The sequence below is a fragment of the Arthrobacter sp. zg-Y179 genome (assembly GCF_020907345.1).
Classification (GTDB): domain Bacteria; phylum Actinomycetota; class Actinomycetes; order Actinomycetales; family Micrococcaceae; genus Arthrobacter_B; species Arthrobacter_B jinronghuae.
This window is the reverse complement of record NZ_JAJJOB010000007.1, coordinates 157965-175165: the sequence shown is the minus strand read 5'-3', so window position 1 is coordinate 175165 and position 17201 is coordinate 157965. Positions and strand designations below refer to the sequence as shown.

The following is a 17201-nucleotide window of genomic DNA, read 5'->3' as shown; positions in this document are numbered from 1 at the left end:
GCCCGTCCAGGACTCCGGGGAACCCGGGCCGAACAGGGAGACCAGCTAAGCTTCCCGAACGCACTGCCACAATTCTAGCGACCGATTCCGTTTCCGGGGCCGGAAACGCTTCCTGGCTCCGGGCCGGGGACGCATCCCGAGGGATATAACACCGTTGACATGCCCGGATGCGTGCAGCCTCACCCCTTGCGGATCGGTGCTGTACCAAGGGTGTGCGCTATATTCAGTAACCATGAGTTCTTTCTCCATCCTGGTCGGAAAACTGGTCCGCAGTGCCTCCAAACTGCGTGGCGGCGGCTCCGCCCTGCCGGGCCTGGTAGTGGAGAAGATCGATCCCGATTTCATTCGCCGTACCCTCGCAGACCTGCCGCTCGGCGTCGCCGTCGTGTCCGGAACCAACGGCAAGACCACCACTACCAAGATGGTGGTGGAGCTGCTGGAGAGCCAGGGGCTAAAGGTCTTCACCAACCGCACGGGCAGCAACTTCACCCGCGGCGTCGCAGCGGCGCTGCTGGGCGAAGTGAACCTGCGCGGGCACCTGGATGCGGACATCGCCGTCCTGGAACTGGACGAAGCCCACGCCGTGCACTTCGTGAAACTGATCCAGCCGCGCTACAGCCTGCTGCTGAATGTCCTGCGTGACCAGTTGGACCGGTTCGGCGAGATCGACAAGACCACCCGCCTGCTGGAATCCATTGCCCGCGCGACCACCGAGACGGTGGTGCTGAACCGCGAGGATCCCCGCGTGGCGGGCATTGCCGATTCCCTGAACGGCCAGCGTGCCGTGTACTTCGGTCTCGACGCCTCGCTGCGCAGCACCTTCCCCAACGACGACGAGATGCGCGGCAGCCTCGCCGAGGCACTGGCGGCAACGCAGGAGGCCGACGTCGTCCTTGAACGCGTGAGTGAGACGGATGCCGATTTCCTGGTCGACGGACAGGTCCGCACTTCCGGACTGAAGCTGCGCGGCGTTTACAACATCTTCAATGCCGCCGCCGCCCTCGCCTTTGCTCGGACGATCAAGGGCAAGGACCTCGACTCCGACGCGTTGTTCGAGGCACTTGCCAATGTGGAGCCTGCCTTCGGGCGCGGCGAGTCCCTGACCGTCAACGGCCAGCCGCTGGAGCTGGTCCTGGTGAAGAATCCCAGCGGCTTCCGCCTGGGCCTGAAGTCCTTTGCCGCACACGGCTACTCAACAATGATCGCCATCAATGACAACTACGCCGACGGCCGGGACATGTCCTGGCTGTGGGACGTGGACTTCGAATCCCTGGCCGAGGGCGGAGTCGACGTCGTCAGCGGCGTGCGCGCCTACGACATGGCGCTGCGGCTGAAGTACGACGACGTACCGGTGCGCACCATCGAAGCGGACATCACGGATGGATTGAAGCGTTTCATCAAGGACTCCCCCGGGGTTCCCATGCGGATCTTCTGCACGTACACGGCCATGCTGGCCGTACGCCGGGAACTCTCCAAGATCACGAAGGTAGAGGTGGTCTCATGACCGAGGACCGCACAATCAAGATCCTGCAGCTGTACCCGCGGGAAATGAACATTTACGGCGACTGGGGCAACGTGCTGGTGCTCAAGCAGCGCCTGAAGTGGTACGGCTACACGCCTGTTGTCGAGGAGTACAACGCCGGGGACGAGTTCCCTGCCGATGTTGACATCATTGTCGGCGGCGGCGGCCAGGACAGCGGACAGGTGGTGATCCAGCAGGATCTCCAGCAGTTGGCACCTACCCTTCAGGGACTTGCCGAGGACGGCCTGCCGATGCTGGTGATCTGCGGTCTGTACCAGTTGTTCGGGCGGTTCTTCAAGACGCATGAGGGCGCGCTCATTCCGGGAATCGGCATTCTGGATATGGAGACCCACGGCGGTGACGTGCGGTTGATCGGCAACGTGCTTTCCGTCAGCGAGGAATTCGGTGAGATCCACGGCTACGAGAACCACAGCGGCCAGACGTTCCTCGGCCCGGGCGTGAAGCCGCTCGCGGAGATCCGCAAGGGTGAAGGCAACAACACCAAGGACAGCACCGAGGGTGCGCGGTACAAGAACGTGGTGGCCAGTTACCTGCACGGTTCCCTCCTTCCCAAGAACCCGGCCATTGCGGACTTCCTGATCGAGAAGGCAGCCACGCGGAAGTTCGGCAGCTTCTCCCCTGTGCCCCGTTCGGAAGAGGATCTGGCCGAGCTGTCGAAGCTCTCGGATGCGGCACGCCAGCACGCCGGGCAGCGGCCGCGCTAGCCTGCCTTGCCGGGTGGGCCGCTTTTCGTCCGGGTGCCGGGGCTGCCCGTTAGTCTGATGGTCATGATCCCCAGTGCTGACCTTGATGCCTACGCAAAAAAGATGCGCCGGCTAGTGGAAATAGGAACCGACCTTGAGGTCGATGCACGGTTTATAGACATGCTGGCCCCCCGCAACAGCCGGATCCTTGATGTCGGCTGCGGCATCGGCTCGGCGGTTAATGCGCTGCGTCAGAGTGGGCATCAGGCGTACGGCATCGATCCGGCTCTTGCCGTCTTGGACATCGCCGCCGACATCTTCGATAGCGATTGGTATCGACAGCTGGCCGTGGACGAACTCTCTGATGAGCGCCTGCGTGGTGAGGGTCTGCCCGGCAGGTACGAGGTCATCTTGATGTCTGGAAACGTGCCGGCATTCCTTTCCAGCAAGGCTTTGCAGGACGCTTTCAGGCGGGTCTGTGGGCTCCTGGTTGACGGTGGCCTGTTTGTGGTCGGTACCACCGTTGACACAAGGGGCGGTCCGCAGGCCCAGGATGCTGCGGCGCGTTCCGCAGGGCTACCGCTACTGAATCGATTCTCGGACTGGCACCTCGGCGCTTTCGATGAGGACTCAGGCTGGTCCGTGAGCGTTTATGCGAAACCAGGTGCGCTAGACACTCGTACCGGCCCGGACGGGATATTCATTCTGAAGCGCTGACACGCGGACAAGCTAAGTGGGCAGGGGCGTCAGATCAGTCCAGGACGCCCTCCTCCAGCAGACCGCACCGCGGCGACAGCGACGACGTGGCCGTCTCGGCATCGCACTTAGCGCTGCGGCTCGAACGAGCGGGTGCCCGGCAGCGGCGGCGCCGTGGATTGATAGGTGTGTCCGGTCGGCGTGGTGATTTCGACTGTGTGCCGGCCCGGACTTCCACTGCTTTCAGCACGCCATCCAGGTGCTTCCTTGGCTTGGTTGCAGGCTTCGCAGAGTCCCTGCAGGTTCTTTGCATTGGTGGCGCCCCCGTCCCGGTGCCGGCGGATGTGGTCGCGGTGCCGTATTGGCGCGTTGCACCACGGTGTCCGGCAGATTTGATCCCTTGCGGAGATGAATTTCGCCAACGATTCGGGGACAAACCGCGCCTTCGAGTCCATGCCAATGAGTTCACCGGATGCCGGGGCCGTGTAGAGGCGTCGGAGCCAGAGATCCGACGGGGAAACGGATCCACCACGCCGAGCTGCCCGGCCTTTACGTCCCGCGTTGGACGTCGTGCCGCTTCCGGTCGTTTCACCGCTAAAGCTGCGGCTTCCGGTCTGGTCGGCAACTGCCTGACGGCTTCCGGTCTGGTCGGCAACTGCCTGACGGCTTCCGGTCTGGTCGGCAACGGCCTGACGGCTTCCGGTCTGGTTGTCATCAGCAGCGCGCCATCCGGCCGTCCGACCGAGGGCCCTGCCAGTTCCGGCTTTTCGTACCGCGTCGCGTGCCCACATGGCCGGCACCACACCGTATCCATGGAGGTAGGCCGGCTCATCCGAGCCGGCAAGCAGCGTACGGTCCGTCATAACAAGCTGGACCTCCAGTGGTACGCGGTCGGTCTGGGCAAGACCAGTGATTCTTGCAACCAGCGTGTCAGCCATGATCTGGCCCCGGCTGCGTTCATCTCCACGTGCCCGGAGGGAATCTGCTTCACGGCTGAGGGAGGCAAATACGGCCACACCCTGGGCCACCGGCAATAGGCCGGTCAGGTAGGTCATGGTGTCCGGGGCGGGCCGGCAGGAAACATAGCGGTCCGCCTGCGCCTTGGCCGCCCGGCGGACCATCGCTTCCTGATCAATCCGGTAAGTCAGTTTCCGGATCCTGCCGATCAGGCGTCCGTCGCCCATCCCCTCGAGTCCGGCAACATCTCCGGCTACCTCACGGTCCACCAAGCGCCGGTCGGATACCGACAGGCATGCCGTCTCGCGGACGAGCAGCGTTGCCCGCCATTCGTTGAGTCTGCCCTCGGACAGCGCCCGGAGGGTGCATGGCATTTCATGTGCAAGTGCCTTGGAGAAGCCAAGAATCCGCCCGCCGCGTGCAGGCGACTCGCGTCGGGCAAGGGCGATCTGAGCAGCCACGCCTCTCCCCTGCTGCTCCTTGGGAATGCCGGAGCGGGAGTGCTTCGCACGGACTGAGGCATCGAAGGCGGCTGTGACGCGAACCTGGGCCGCTGCAGCAGCGGCCTTAAGTTCTTCGAGTACGCGCAGACGGTTTATCAGTTCCGCGTCCGTGGCGGAGGTGATGTCAGCCAGGGCCCGCCCGGACGACAGCTCGGCGATCCACGATGTGACCGGTGAGGATGACGGTTCGTTGCCGCTAGGCGCCGCGTCGGCGTTTGCCGTACCAGGGCACCCACTGCTCGACAGCGCTGGCGCAGACGCCGGCCCGTTGCTGCCACCGCGGTATCCAGTGGGTGTACCGACGGAGGGGTCAACGCCGTCAACAGGTGGTGGGTACTCCAAATTTGATTCGAACATGTGTTCGATGCTATGGGTTCAAAACCGCACCTGCAATAGGCGTTTTCGTCCTTGTGGAAAACTACCCACAACCCCGAGTACCCCTGCTCTGACCTGCAGAAACACTTGAAAGAGTGGGACCGTATCCTGCCTCCGTCGGTCGATCCGGGGTGCTCGCCCGAGGCCTGCCAGCGTGGGCTCGAAGGCTAGCCTGGATCCGCGGCAGTCGGCGGCCGGGCGGCCGGTCCCAGCCGTCGGCCGGGCTCCGCTCGCGTGTTACCGTTCGGGCGGACGCCCAACCGGACGCCCAACCGGACGCCCAACCGGATGCCTAACCGGACGCCCAACCGAAAGCCGCAAGCCCCGACTGAAGCGCGACCTCAAAGAAACGAGCCGCATGACTGCATCGAAACCGGCTAACTACTACGCCGTTCCCGAACTTGCGGCCGCCTACGACGCCGACACCGAAGCCCGGCAGGATCTGCCGTTCTATCTGTCCTTGGCCGAGACACTGGGAGCCAGGCGCGTTGCGGACATCGGAGCGGGAACGGGCCTGCTGTGCAGCCTGCTGGCCGGGCAAGGGCATGAAGTGATCGCTGTCGAGCCGGAAGAAACCATGCTCTCGCTCGCTGCATCCCAGCCGCATGCCGACACCGTCACCTGGATCCGAGGTACCGCGGAACACCTGCCGGATGCCTGCGCCGATCTGGTTCTGATGACCGGACATGTCGCGCAGTACTTCCTTGATGACACCTCCTGGGTACAGGTGCTCACGCATGCCAGACGAGCACAGCACCAGCCGGGGAACAGTCACCCAGACCATCCAGCGTAAGGAAGACCGGATCACGCACACCGATACCTGGACCGACGGGACCGGAACCTGGACGACGACAGAGACCCTCCGCTTCCCCTCCTGGGACACGGTTACCGCGGGTTTGGAAGCCGCAGGACTTAGGGTCGATCAGTGCTGGGGTAACTGGGATCGAAGCCCGGTGCGGCAGGATTCACCGGAGTGGATTTTTCTCACCGAAGCGGTTTAGCCCCGTACCCGGCCGCCCACACGCCATACCCCCCGCCTACCCTCCCCCGCCGTCCTGCGACACGAGCCATTCATGTGCCCCGGCGTCGGCCGCCCCCATGGACTCGACCACCGGAATAGTCCGTGCACGCACCGCTTCGCGCTGGGCCGGCGGCGCGCATTCCCCCTGCGGCAGGTCCCCCGCAACGGAACACCACCGGTACGGGTCCCGGACAATCACCGACGGCGCCCAGGCGAGGTCGCTGACCGTCCACGCCCCGGCGCCGTCGCGGGCGAACTGTGCCCGGACTATCAGGCCTTCGTTGTTGACGTCGTACGAAGGCGAAAGCTCCGTCACCGCGTTGCCGAGCCCGTAGACAATCCAGGTGCCGTTGTAGTTCTCGATCGGCAGCACCGAATGCGTGTGGTGGCCGTAAATGAAGTCGAACTCGCCGCTGTCGGCCAGCGCATGGGCAGTTTCCAGCTGCTGGGCATTGGGCACCGACGCGTATTCCTCGCCGGCATGGATGGCCGCGACGACGACGTCGGCCCCCTCCGCACGGGCCGCCCGGGCCTTGGCGATCATCGCCGGGGCGTCGATCAGATCCACCTGCCACGGATACTCGGCCACCAGCCCGTTCAACCCGTAAGTGGCCTCAATGACGGCCAGGTCCCCGGCCGGAGCGGACAGGAGCATGGGTGCGCCGGCACCGGTCTCGGCAGCGTACGAGCCGGTGTGCGCCAGCCCCAGGGAATCCAGCACGCCCAGCGTGCGGTTCAGGCCGGCCGTACCGGCGTCGATGGTGTGGTTGCTGGCGGTGGTGCAGCCGGAATAGCCGACGGCAGCCGCTGCCGTGAGGATCTGCGGCGGCACGTTGAACATGGGATAGCCCGTATACGGCCCGTCCGGTTCCGCCACCGGAGTTTCCATATGGCACACGGCCAGGTCCGATCCGGATATGTAGGTCCGCTGCCCGGCCAGCAACGGCTCGAAGTCCAGCGGTCCCTTGCCCGTGGCACCCGCATCCACCGCGGCCTGCTCCCACAGCTGCGGATGGACCAGCAGGTCGCCGGCAAGCATGAGGGAAAAGCAGTTCTCCGTGGGACAGTCCGGCCCCATGCCGGGGTTGCCGGGCTCCGCGGACGGTAACGACGGCGACGCTGACCGGGCAGGCGACGCTGGTGAGGAGGACGCCGACGACGGCGCGCCGGCACCCCCGCCGCCCTCCGGCCCGTCGCTCCTGTCTCCGCCGTCCACCATGCAGCCGCCGAGCAGCAGGCCCAGCACCAGCACCGCCGCAAGCCCCGGCAGGCGGAGCAGCGCCCCAGGCCCCGCACCAGGCCCCGCACCAGGCCCCGCAGGACGAATACCCAGGTTGCGTTTCATGAACTCCCCCACGCATCTCCCCAGGCCCGCAGGCTGCGGCAGCGGGGAATCGGACCGATCCTACTGCAGTGTCAGGTTGGAGCAGGATGCCCCGCTGTGCCAGTCTTGGGCTTTATGGACAACCCTTTCCTTTACCCGAGTAGCCTGCCGTACCAGCTGCCTCCGTTCGCGCAGATCAACGAAGATGTTTTCCTGCCCGCCTTTGACTCCGGAATTTCCGGGCACGCCGCGCAGATTGAGCGCATTGCCGCGAACCCGCAGGCCCCCGACTTCGAAAACACCATCGCCGAACTGGAGGCCTCGGGACAGGAACTAGGGCGCACCGCCGTCGTCTTCTTCACCCTCTGTGCCGCGGACGCTACGGAGGGCGTGCAGCGGATCCAGCAGGAGATCGGCCCGCGGCTTGCCGCCCACGAGGACTCGATCTACCTCAACCGGCAGCTCTTTGCCCGGGTCGAAGCCGTCGCGGCGAACCTCACCGGCCTGGACGATGAGCAGGCACGTCTCGTATCCGAGTACCGCCGCCGCTTCATCCGCGCCGGAGCGCAGCTCGATGACGCCGGGCAGGCCCGCATGCGGGAGTTGAACGCCCGGCTGTCGGAACTGGGCACACAGTTTTCCCAGCGCCTGCTCAAGGACACCAACGATTCGGCCCTGGTGGTGGACGACGCCGCCGACCTGGACGGCCTGCCCGAGGACGACATCGCCGCAGCAGCGACCGCTGCGACGGAAGCGGGACACGACGGCAAGTACCTGCTGTCCCTCGTGCTGCCTACCCCGCAGCCGGCCCTGGCGTCGCTGACCAACCGTGAGAGCCGCCGTCGGCTGCATGAGGCCGCCCGAAACCGCGGTTTCCGGAACAACGACGGGAACACGCTTGCCCTCGCCGCCGAAATGGCCGCCCTGCGCGCGGAGAAGGCCGCACTGCTCGGTTTCGCCAGCCATGCCGAGTACGGCACGGATGACCAGACCGCACCGTCTCTGGACGCGATCCACGAAATGCTGGACAAGCTCGCCCCTGCAGCCGTGCGCAATGCCAAAGCCGAGGCCGAAGAGCTGCGCGAAGCGGCCCGGCGGGACGGACACGAACTGGCTGCCTGGGACTGGGCGTATTACTCGGAGCAGGTCCGGCGGGAGAAGTTCGACGTCGACTCCTCCGCCCTGCGCCCGTACTTCGAACTGGAACGCGTTCTCACTGACGGCGTCTTCTACGCCGCCAACCGCCTCTACGGACTGACGTTCACCGAACGGACAGACCTCGCGGGCTATCACCCCGACGTCCGGGTCTGGGAAGTGAAGGACGACGACGGCACCGGGCTGGGCCTGTTCCTGGGTGACTATTACACCCGGGACACCAAAAACGGCGGCGCCTGGATGAATTCCCTGGTCCACCAGTCCCGGCTGCTGGACGCCCCGCCCGTGGTCATCAACAACCTGAACATTTCCAAGCCCGCGGGCGGTGAGCCGACCCTGCTGACTTTCGGCGAGGTGGTCACGGCGTTCCACGAATTCGGCCATGCGCTGCACGGACTGTTCTCTGATGTCAGCTATCCCCAGTTCTCCGGCACCGCCGTACCCCGCGACTTCGTGGAATACCCGTCGCAGGTCAACGAGATGTGGATGCTGTGGCCGGAGGTGGTCAGCAACTTCGCGAAGCACTACGTCACCGGGGAGCCGCTGCCGCAGGAGGAAATCGACAAGGTGAATGCGGCGGCCGTCTGGGGTGAAGGATTCTCCACCACCGAGTACCTGGGTGCCGCCCTGCTGGATCTGGCCTGGCACGAACTCGCGCCCGGCGAAACGGTGCAGGATCCGGAAGCCTTCGAGGCAGCGGCCCTGGCGGCGGCCGGCGTCGACCTGGACCTGGTTCCGCCGCGTTACCGCACCGGCTACTTCAAGCACATCTTTGCCGGCGGCTACGCTGCCTCGTACTACGCGTACATCTGGAGCGAAGTGCTCGACGCCGACACGGTCGAGTGGTTCAGGGAGAACGGCGGCCTGACCCGGGAGAACGGGGACCGTTTCCGGACGGAGCTGTTGTCCCGCGGCAACAGCATCGACCCGCTGCAGGCGTTCCGGAACTTCCGCGGACGCGATGCGGAGATCCAGCCGCTGCTGGACCGGCGCGGCCTGGCCTAAGCGCGCCGCTGCCGCAGCGACCCTAAACAGGCAGCGACCATAAACAGAAGGCGGGAACCGGATCACCGGTTCCCGCCTTCTGTTGCGTCTGGTAAGCCTGCCTAGGCCGGATTGGCCATCCGCGCCTGCTTCCGCACGGTGTGCATCCGCTGGCCGATGGTCACGCAGCTGGCCAGGGTCAGCAGGATCAGGACCACCAGCAGCAGGACCTCCGGTACGCCCAGTCCCACCAGTCCGGTGGCGACCAGCAGGGAGACCAGCCGTTCGGCCCGCTCGGCAATGCCGACATTGGCGGAGAAACCCAGTGACTCGGCCTTGGCCCGGATGTAGGAAACCAGCATGCCGACCACCAGGCAGAGAACGGCCGCGGTGCCGATAGCGTCGTTGCCGCCGCCGGTGAAGAACCAGATGGCGACGCCGGCAAACAAGGCGCCGTCAGCGAAGCGGTCAAGGGTGGAATCCAGGAACCCGCCCCAGCTGCCCTGGCGCTGCTGCTGCCGGGCCATGATCCCGTCAACCACGTCGGAGAAGATGAAGACGGTGATGAAGATGGTGCCCCAGAACAATTCACCCAGCGGATAAAAGACCAGGCCGCCGATCATCACACCGAGCGTGCCGGCAATGGTGACCATGTCCGGGGTCACCCCCCGGCGCAGCAGCCAGGTGGCCAGCGGGGTGAAAACGGCAGTGAAGAATCCCCGTGCGTATTTGTTGAGCACGCGTCAGTCCTCGCTGTCCGGGCCGGAGCCCTCTTCAGGCCAGGCGTCGGCCACTTGCCGGCGCACGTCGCCCAGGGTCTGGGTGATGGCCTTGGTCTGCGCGATGATCGGCAGGAAGTTTCCATCACCGCCCCACCGCGGAACGATGTGCTGGTGCAGGTGGGCAGCAATCCCGGCCCCGCCGGTTTCGCCCTGGTTCATACCCAGGTTGAAACCGGTGGGGCTGGACACCTTCCGCAGCACGCGCATGGCGGTCTGGGTCAGCGCCGCGATTTCCGCCGTCTCCTCCGGGTCGATGTCCGTGTAGTCCGGCACATGCCGGTACGGGCAGACCAGCAGGTGGCCGGCGTTGTACGGGAAGAGGTTCAGGATAACGAAGGCATGCTTCCCGCGGTGGACAATCAGCGATTCCTCGTCCGACCGCTCCGGCGCGGCGCAGAACGGGCAGGTCTCCTTCGAGGAGACCTGCTTCTGCCCGCCCTTGATGTAGGCAAGCCGGTGCGGGGTCCAGAGCCGCTGGAATGCGTCGGGGACGCCGGCGAGTTCAAACGTGTCCGTCACCGCGGCGTCGTCAGGCTGTTCTCCCATAGCGTCCCCGCCGCCCTACTTGTCCCGGTTACGGACGGCTTCGACAATCCGCTTGACGGCCTCTTCAACGGGCACCCCGTTGTCCTGGCTGCCGTCGCGGAAGCGGAAGGACACGGCGCCTGCCTCGGCGTCGTCGCCGCCGGCGATCAGGACAAACGGGATCTTGTCCTTGGATGCCGTGCGGATCTTCTTCGGGAAGCGGTCGGTTCCGGTGTCCACCTGGGCGCGGATGCCCTGGGCCTTGAGCTTGTCGACGACGTCGAACATGTAGTCGTTGAACGCTTCGGCCACGGGGATGCCGACTACCTGAACCGGTGCCAGCCAGGCCGGGAACGCGCCGGCGTAGTGCTCGGTGAGTACAGCCATGAAGCGTTCCACGGAGCCGAACAGGGCGCGGTGGATCATGACCGGGCGCTGGCGGGTGCCGTCAGCGGCCTGGTACTCGAGCTCGAAGCGCTCGGGCAGGTTGAAGTCCAGCTGGATGGTGGACATCTGCCAGGTGCGGCCGATGGCGTCGCGGGCCTGGACGGAGATCTTCGGGCCGTAGAAGGCTGCTCCGCCCGGATCCGGAACCAGGTCCAGGCCGGAAGCTTCGGCAACCTCGGCGAGGGTGCGGGTGGCTTCCTCCCAGATGTCGTCAGAGCCGACGAACTTCTCCGGATCCTTGGTGGACAGCTCCAGGTAGAAGTCATCCAGGCCGTAATCCTTGAGCAGATCCAGCACGAACTTCAGCGTGGTGGTCAGCTCGTCCTTCATCTGCTCACGGGTGCAGTAGATGTGGGCGTCGTCCTGGGTCATGCCCCGCACGCGCGTCAGGCCGTGGATCACGCCGGACTTCTCGTAGCGGTACACGGAGCCGAATTCGAACAGCCGCAGCGGCAGCTCACGGTAGGACCGTCCGCGGGAGCGGAAGATCAGGTTGTGCATGGGGCAGTTCATCGGCTTCAGGTAGTAGTCCTGGCCGGGCTTGGTGACCTCGCCGGTCTCCGGGTCGGTGACCTCATCCACGTGCATGGGAGGGAACATCCCGTCGCGGTACCAGTCCAGGTGGCCGGAGACCTCGTACAGGTGGCCCTTGGTGATGTGCGGGGTGTAGACGAACTCGTAGCCGGCCTCGGTGTGGCGCTGGCGGGAGTAGTCCTCCATGGCCTTGCGGATGATGCCGCCCTTGGGGTGGAACACCGGCAGGCCCGAGCCCAGTTCATCCGGGAAGGAGAACAGGTCCAGTTCGGTACCCAGCTTGCGGTGGTCGCGGCGCTCGGCTTCGGCCAGGCGTTCCTGGTACGCCTTCAGGGCGTCCTTGGTAGGCCACGCGGTGCCGTAGATGCGCTGCAGCTGCTGGTTCTTCTGGTTGCCGAGCCAGTAGGCGGCGGCGGAGCGGGTGAGGGCGAAGGCGTTGGAGATCAGCTTGGTGTTGGGCAGGTGCGGGCCGCGGCACAGGTCGCACCAGACGACGTCGCCGGACTTGCGGTCCACATTGTCGTAAATGGTGATCTCGCCGGCACCGACCTCGATGCTGGCACCTTCGCCGGCTTCCTCGGCGCCGTCCTTCTTGCCCAGCAGTTCAAGCTTGTACGGCTCGTTCTTCATGGCTTCGCGGGCTTCGTCTTCGCTGACCACGCGGCGGGCAAACTTCTGGTTCGAGTTGATGATCTTCTGCATCATCTTCTCGAGGGTCTTCAGGTCCTCCGGCGTGAACGGCTCGGCAACGTCGAAGTCGAAGTAGAAGCCGTCCTTGATGTACGGGCCGATGCCCAGCTTGGCGTCCGGACGCAGCTGCTGCACGGCCTGGGCCATGACGTGTGCGGTGGAGTGGCGCAGGACATTCAGTCCGTCTTCGGACTCAATGGTGACGGACTCCACGATGTCGCCCTGCTCCAGCGGCGTATCCAGGTCCTTGAGGACGGAGTGAACGCGCATCACGACGACGTCGCGGCGGTCGAAGAAGAGCTGCGCACCAGTGGTGCCAGTATCCACCGTGGTCTCTTCGCCGTCGACGATGAGGGTGAACTTCTCTGGCACTGACACGGTTGTCTCCTAGATTTCGTTGTACGGCGTCTGCTGCACGGCCTGGACACGGCCGCACTTCCGCCCGTACCGATGTTATCCGCTGCGCTTGGACCCCACCAACATGCCGCGCTGACGGCCGGGCTTCGGAAGCGAGTCCGTGTCCGCCAGGTTCCATGCCTCGAGGGCCTGGAGGCTGATGCCCCGCGGGCCGGTGCGGCGGGTCAACCCGCGGACCAGCAGCAGCTCCGTGCCGAAAAGCAGCGGACCGGATTTCTCCTGCGCCTCATGGAAGAACGTGCAGTCAATGCACCCGGTACCGTCGTCGAGGCTGATGAACACCACCCGGCGTCCCCCGCGCATGGGCGGAGTCTGCGTGGCCACCCGGATCCCGGCGACCAGCACCTCGGTCCCGTTGCGCAGGTCCATCAGCGCTTCCGCGGGAGTGACGCCCAGCCCGCGCAGCAGCGGACCGTAGCTTTCCATCAGGTGCGCGCTGACGTCCACGGACAGCAGGTCCAGTTCGGTGCGGACCTTTTCCCGCAGACCCGGTTCGGGCAGGTGATGGTGCAGGTTCGCCAGCTCGGTATCGCCCAGCGGCAGGGCCAGCTGCCCGGGAATCGGATCGTGCTTCCGGGACGCGGACTTGGCCGGCGCACCGTCGAGGTACTGGATCAGGTCCGCACGGCTTCCCTCGGAGCCGGTCTGCCTGCTGAGCGAATCAAAGGCACCGAGCTGCGCCAGCCGGCGCAGCGTGGGCCGGGAAACCTTCGCGCGTGCCCGCAGGTCCGCCAGGGAGTCATAGGGCTGCCCGGCGGCAATGCGCTTTAGCTCGACGGCAGACAGCCCGTAGATCCCCGCCAGGGACAGCCGGATGCCCAGCCGTCCGTCGTCGAGCCGTTCCACCCGGTAGGTTTCGCCGCTGCGGTTAATGTCCAGGGGCAGGATGGGGATACCCATCCGCCGGGCCTCGGCCACGAGCAGCCGGCGGGGATACATCCCGGGATCGTGCTCGAAAATCCCGGCGAGGAACGCTGCCGGGTGGTGCGCCTTCAACCATGCGGATTGGTAGGTGGGCACGGCAAAGGCAGCACCGTGGGCCTTGCAGAAGCCGAAGCTGCCGAAGGCCTTGAGCGTGTCCCAGACCTTGTCGATGGTCTCCGGAGTGTAGCCGCGGGCGGCGGCCTTGCTGCGGAAGTATTCCTCCACGCCGGGCTCGGCGGTTTCGTTGCCCAGCAGCCGGCGCAGCTCATCCGCCTTCGCCAGCCCGCAGCCGGTGAAGACGTTCAGGGTCCGCAGCACCTGCTCGTGGAAGACGGTGACGCCGTGCGTTTCGGCCAGCACCGGGCGCAGCGCCTCGTGCGGGTACACCTCCGGGGAGAAGCCGTGCCGGTGTTCCAGGAACGGGCGGACCATGTCGGATTTCATCGGGCCGGGCCGGAACAGGGAAATGTCGATGATCAGGTCATTGAATTCCCGCGGTGCCAGCTTGCCCACCAGCTCGCGCTGCCCCGGGGATTCGATCTGGAAGCAGCCCAGGGTGTGCGTGCTGCGGATGAGTTCGTAGGTGGGTTCGTCGTCGAACGGCACGGCATCCAGGTTGATCCGGCCGTCCGCTTCGACGAACTCCGGATCCGGCTCCTCCGGCCCGTCCCGATGCTTCCCGGCGGCAATGACCTCTTCACGGGAGGAGTGCACACGCACTACTTCGCGCACGGCAAAGGCCATGGCGCTCTGCATCCGCACACCCAGCACGTCGAGTTTGAGCATTCCCATGGGGTCCATGTCGTGCTTGTCGAACTGGGACATGGGCAGGCCCAGGCCGCTGGGCTGCACGGGGGTGCGGTCCAGGAGCGAGGTGTCCCCCAGGATCACTCCGCAGGGATGCATGGAAATGTGCCGGGGCAGCCGGTCCAGGCGTTCGGTGAGGTCCACCAGCAGGTCCAGCTGCTGGTTCTTTTCCACCTGGCCGGAGAATTCCCGCAGTTCGGGCTTTTCGGCGAGCGCCTCGCGGAAGTTGCGGGCCGAGAAACGCCACAGCTGCTTAGCCACAGCGCCGATCTCCTCCTCGGGCATACCCAGCGCCAGGCCGGCGTCGCGCACCGCTCCCCGTGCCCGGTAGCCGTTCTGCATGCTCATCAGCGTGACGCGTTCGGAGCCGAAGCGTTCGAAGATGCGGTGATAGACGTTGTGCCGCTCAGCGCTTTCAACGTCAATGTCGATGTCCGGCAGCGTGGACCGGTCCCGGGAGAGGAAGCGTTCAAAGATCAGGTCATGGTCCAGCGGGTTCACGTGGCTGACGCCCAGCAGGTAGTTCACCAGCGAGGAGGCTCCCGACCCCCGGGCAGCGGCGCGTACCCCCATCCCGGTGATCATGTCCGATACTTCCGCAACGGTGAGGAAGTACGAAGCGAAGCCCAGCCGCTCGATGATGCCCAGCTCGTGTTCGAGCCGGTTGCGCAGTTCGACTTCGGCAATGGAGTCCCGGGCGCGCAGTCTGCGGGTAATCCCCGCCTCGCAGCGCTGGCGCAGTTCGATCATGGGTTCGGCCTCGATGCCGATCACTGAGGCTTCGGGCACCACGGGCTGCTTCCAACCCATATCCGCCACGGGGTCTATCCGGCAGTTATCCGCGAGCGCCGCAGTGTCGGCCAGCATCCGTGCCGCTCCCGAGGAACCGTAACCTGCCTCCGAGCTGATCTCGCGGGCCAGTGCAGTCATCTCCCGTGTCCCCTTGAGCCAGCCCTGTCCGTTGGGCTGTAAGTCCGGGAGGTGGGAGAGCGAGGTCAGCGAGCGCGCGGCGTCGAGCACGTCGGCGGTGGCGGCTCCATCCTCATCCACATACCGCACGGCATTGGTGAGGACGCCGGGCACACGCATCTCGTCGGCCAGCCGGAACATGCGTACAGCGTGGGCAAGGCTGAGGTTCTCCCCCGGCGCAGACAGATGCGTGACCACCTCGACGGCGAGCGCCCGGGCGGGGATCAGCGAGCGCCAGCGGCCGAACAGGGTGCGGGCGACGGCGTAGCTGCGGCTGCGCATGGCCTGACCGACGTCGGACTGCGGGCCGACGAGGACGGTCAGGACCGGTTCGGCCTCCTCATCGGGGACACCTTCCCCGGCTCCTACGCCGCGGACGTACCCGGCAAGCTGCTCCATGGTGACGCCTACCGGTTTGCCGGCGCGTGCCCGGGAGGCGGAGGTGGCGGCGTGTGCGGCGGAGATCAGCCGGCACAGGGCCCGGTAGCCCGCTCCCCCGGTATGCCCGTGGGCGAGAATAACCACCCGGCCCGTGACGGCGTTACTGCCATCCAGCACGGCCAGGTCCACGCCCACAATGGGATCGATGCCCGCTTCCATGCAGGCCCGCAGGTGCTTGACCGTGCCATAGAGCCCGTCCCGGTCGGTGCAGGCGAGCGCATCCGCACCGTCGGCCGCTGCGGCCTGCGCCATCTCCTCCGGCCAGGACACCCCGTAGTGGGCGCTGAACGCAGTGGCTGCGTGCAGGTGGATAAAGCTCATTGCTTAGGCGCTGTCTTCCATTAGGCACTGTCCCTCAGGGCGTCATGAATGCGGATCAGGCGCCAGCGGTCGCTGCGGACGTGATGCGACAGGTCCAGGGTGCGCAGGTCGGAGCGGTCATTGACCCGGGCCTGGACCCGCCAGATCTCGGTATCCACCAGCCCGGCGCCGTGGCCGCGTTCGGCGCGGGTTTCCTCTTCCCACCAGTTGCGGCGTTCATACCAGCGCACCGGGTCCGCCCCCACCTTGTAGGTGCGCCCGCCCCAGATAAGCCGGAGAGGCTGGCCCGCGGGCGAGCACACCACCTCGATTGCTTCGCTGAAGGTACCCATTCAGCTTCCTCTCCGCCCCGGTACACAGGCACACCGCCTGCGTTTCTCCCCACTGGTTATCAGTTGGTTATCAGTTGGCAACTAATTCGAACATATGTTCGAACAGCTCCGCCACCAGTGTACGACCAGCCGGGGACAAACGGCACCACTCGGGGATGGATCGGAAGGGGAGACCCGCTCCGGCACAAAAGGCCCGCGGTGCCGCCGCGGAAGTAGATGCCCGCGCATGGTGCAGACTGTTCCCAGACACACCGGATCCGGCGCAGCAGACCGGTACGGGGGCAGTTTTCACCGATTGGGGGCAGAGCATGACGGCAGACAGCAACACACCGTTCAGCGGGCAGGGACCTGAACCATGGGATCCGTTCGGGCAGGAGTCTGAACCGCAGCACCATAATCCATATATGCAGGACGTCCTGCCTGCCCATCAGGGACCGGTTCCTCCCACCTCAGGTCCCCGGCAGACAAGGTTCAGCGCAGCGGCAATCACTGGAATGGTCCTCGTGACGATCGTCTGGGCTATCGTCGTCCGCCCCCTCATCGCCGTCGCCCCCAGGGACATCTCCGACTTCTCCATTTTTGGCTTCTTCGTCTTTTCCGGCCTGTTCACCCTGCTCGGAGGAGTGGTGGGATTCAGCGTGGCGCTCGCCAAGGGCAATAAGAAGCTTGCCGCCCGCCTCTACATCATCCCCTCCCTGATCTGGCAGGGAGGGATCCTGGCTGCACTTCTTCTCCTGGTGATCGCCTTTGTCGGTTATGGCGGCACCTAGC

13 protein-coding genes are annotated in these 17201 nt (G+C 65.6%); 6 read left to right on the top strand and 7 right to left on the bottom strand.

The window, feature by feature from the left end:
• Positions 1–232 precede the first annotated feature (232 nt).
• The 3 genes from LOC56_RS08045 (at position 233) to LOC56_RS08035 (ending at position 2943) form a co-directional block, all read left to right on the top strand.
• Complete coding sequence (locus LOC56_RS08045) at positions 233–1504, top strand: Mur ligase family protein (protein WP_229951762.1); 1272 nt, start codon at positions 233–235, stop codon at positions 1502–1504.
• On the top strand, positions 1501–2247 hold the full coding sequence (locus LOC56_RS08040) for a type 1 glutamine amidotransferase (protein ID WP_229951761.1): 747 nt from the start codon (positions 1501–1503) through the stop codon (positions 2245–2247). Before LOC56_RS08045 ends, LOC56_RS08040 begins: the two co-directional genes overlap by 4 nt.
• 63 nt (positions 2248–2310) lie before the next feature.
• Positions 2311–2943, top strand: coding sequence for a class I SAM-dependent methyltransferase (locus tag LOC56_RS08035; protein WP_229951760.1), 633 nt, complete (start codon positions 2311–2313; stop codon positions 2941–2943).
• 107 nt (positions 2944–3050) lie between these two features.
• On the opposite strand, the gene LOC56_RS08030 is transcribed toward LOC56_RS08035, so the two are convergent.
• Positions 3051–4739: an HNH endonuclease gene (locus LOC56_RS08030; RefSeq protein WP_229951759.1), complete on the bottom strand. Its 1689-nt coding sequence runs from the start codon at positions 4737–4739 to the stop codon at positions 3051–3053.
• Between the two features lie 376 nt (positions 4740–5115).
• On the opposite strand from LOC56_RS08030, the gene LOC56_RS08025 reads away from it, so the two are divergent.
• Positions 5116–5550 carry a class I SAM-dependent methyltransferase gene (locus tag LOC56_RS08025; RefSeq protein WP_229951758.1) on the top strand — a complete coding sequence of 145 codons (435 nt, stop codon included), beginning with the start codon at positions 5116–5118 and terminating at the stop codon, positions 5548–5550.
• Between the two features lie 244 nt (positions 5551–5794).
• Here the strand turns inward: LOC56_RS08025 and LOC56_RS08020 are convergent, their stop codons facing one another.
• Positions 5795–7123 (bottom strand): CapA family protein, encoded by a 1329-nt coding sequence (locus tag LOC56_RS08020; protein WP_229951757.1) that lies wholly within the window; start codon positions 7121–7123, stop codon positions 5795–5797.
• Positions 7124–7237: 114 nt separating this feature from the next.
• Between LOC56_RS08020 and LOC56_RS08015 the strand changes: the two genes are divergently transcribed.
• Positions 7238–9262 (top strand): M3 family metallopeptidase, encoded by a 2025-nt coding sequence (locus LOC56_RS08015; RefSeq protein ID WP_229951756.1) that lies wholly within the window; start codon positions 7238–7240, stop codon positions 9260–9262.
• 101 nt (positions 9263–9363) lie between these two features.
• On the opposite strand, the gene pgsA is transcribed toward LOC56_RS08015, so the two are convergent.
• From pgsA to LOC56_RS07990, 5 genes are all read right to left on the bottom strand, one after another.
• Entirely contained in the window at positions 9364–9981 is a 618-nt protein-coding gene (gene pgsA / locus LOC56_RS08010) for a phosphatidylinositol phosphate synthase (protein WP_229951755.1), read from the bottom strand.
• Between the two features lie 3 nt (positions 9982–9984).
• Positions 9985–10569 carry an HIT family protein gene (locus LOC56_RS08005; protein ID WP_229951754.1) on the bottom strand — a complete coding sequence of 195 codons (585 nt, stop codon included), beginning with the start codon at positions 10567–10569 and terminating at the stop codon, positions 9985–9987.
• A 15-nt stretch (positions 10570–10584) separates the two neighbouring features.
• Positions 10585–12597, bottom strand: a complete 2013-nt coding sequence (gene thrS / locus LOC56_RS08000) for a threonine--tRNA ligase (protein ID WP_229951753.1) — start codon at positions 12595–12597, stop codon at positions 10585–10587.
• A gap of 75 nt (positions 12598–12672) precedes the next feature.
• Positions 12673–16098 (bottom strand): DNA polymerase III subunit alpha, encoded by a 3426-nt coding sequence (locus LOC56_RS07995; protein ID WP_229951752.1) that lies wholly within the window; start codon positions 16096–16098, stop codon positions 12673–12675.
• Between the two features lie 20 nt (positions 16099–16118).
• Positions 16119–16430, bottom strand: a complete 312-nt coding sequence (locus LOC56_RS07990) for a DUF6504 family protein (RefSeq protein WP_229951751.1) — start codon at positions 16428–16430, stop codon at positions 16119–16121.
• Between the two features lie 404 nt (positions 16431–16834).
• Here LOC56_RS07990 and LOC56_RS07985 point away from each other — a divergent pair, with 404 nt between their 5' ends.
• A complete protein-coding gene (locus LOC56_RS07985) occupies positions 16835–17200 on the top strand; it encodes a hypothetical protein (RefSeq protein ID WP_229951750.1) in 366 nt (121 codons plus the stop codon).
• The last annotated feature ends 1 nt before the right edge of the window (position 17201 follow it).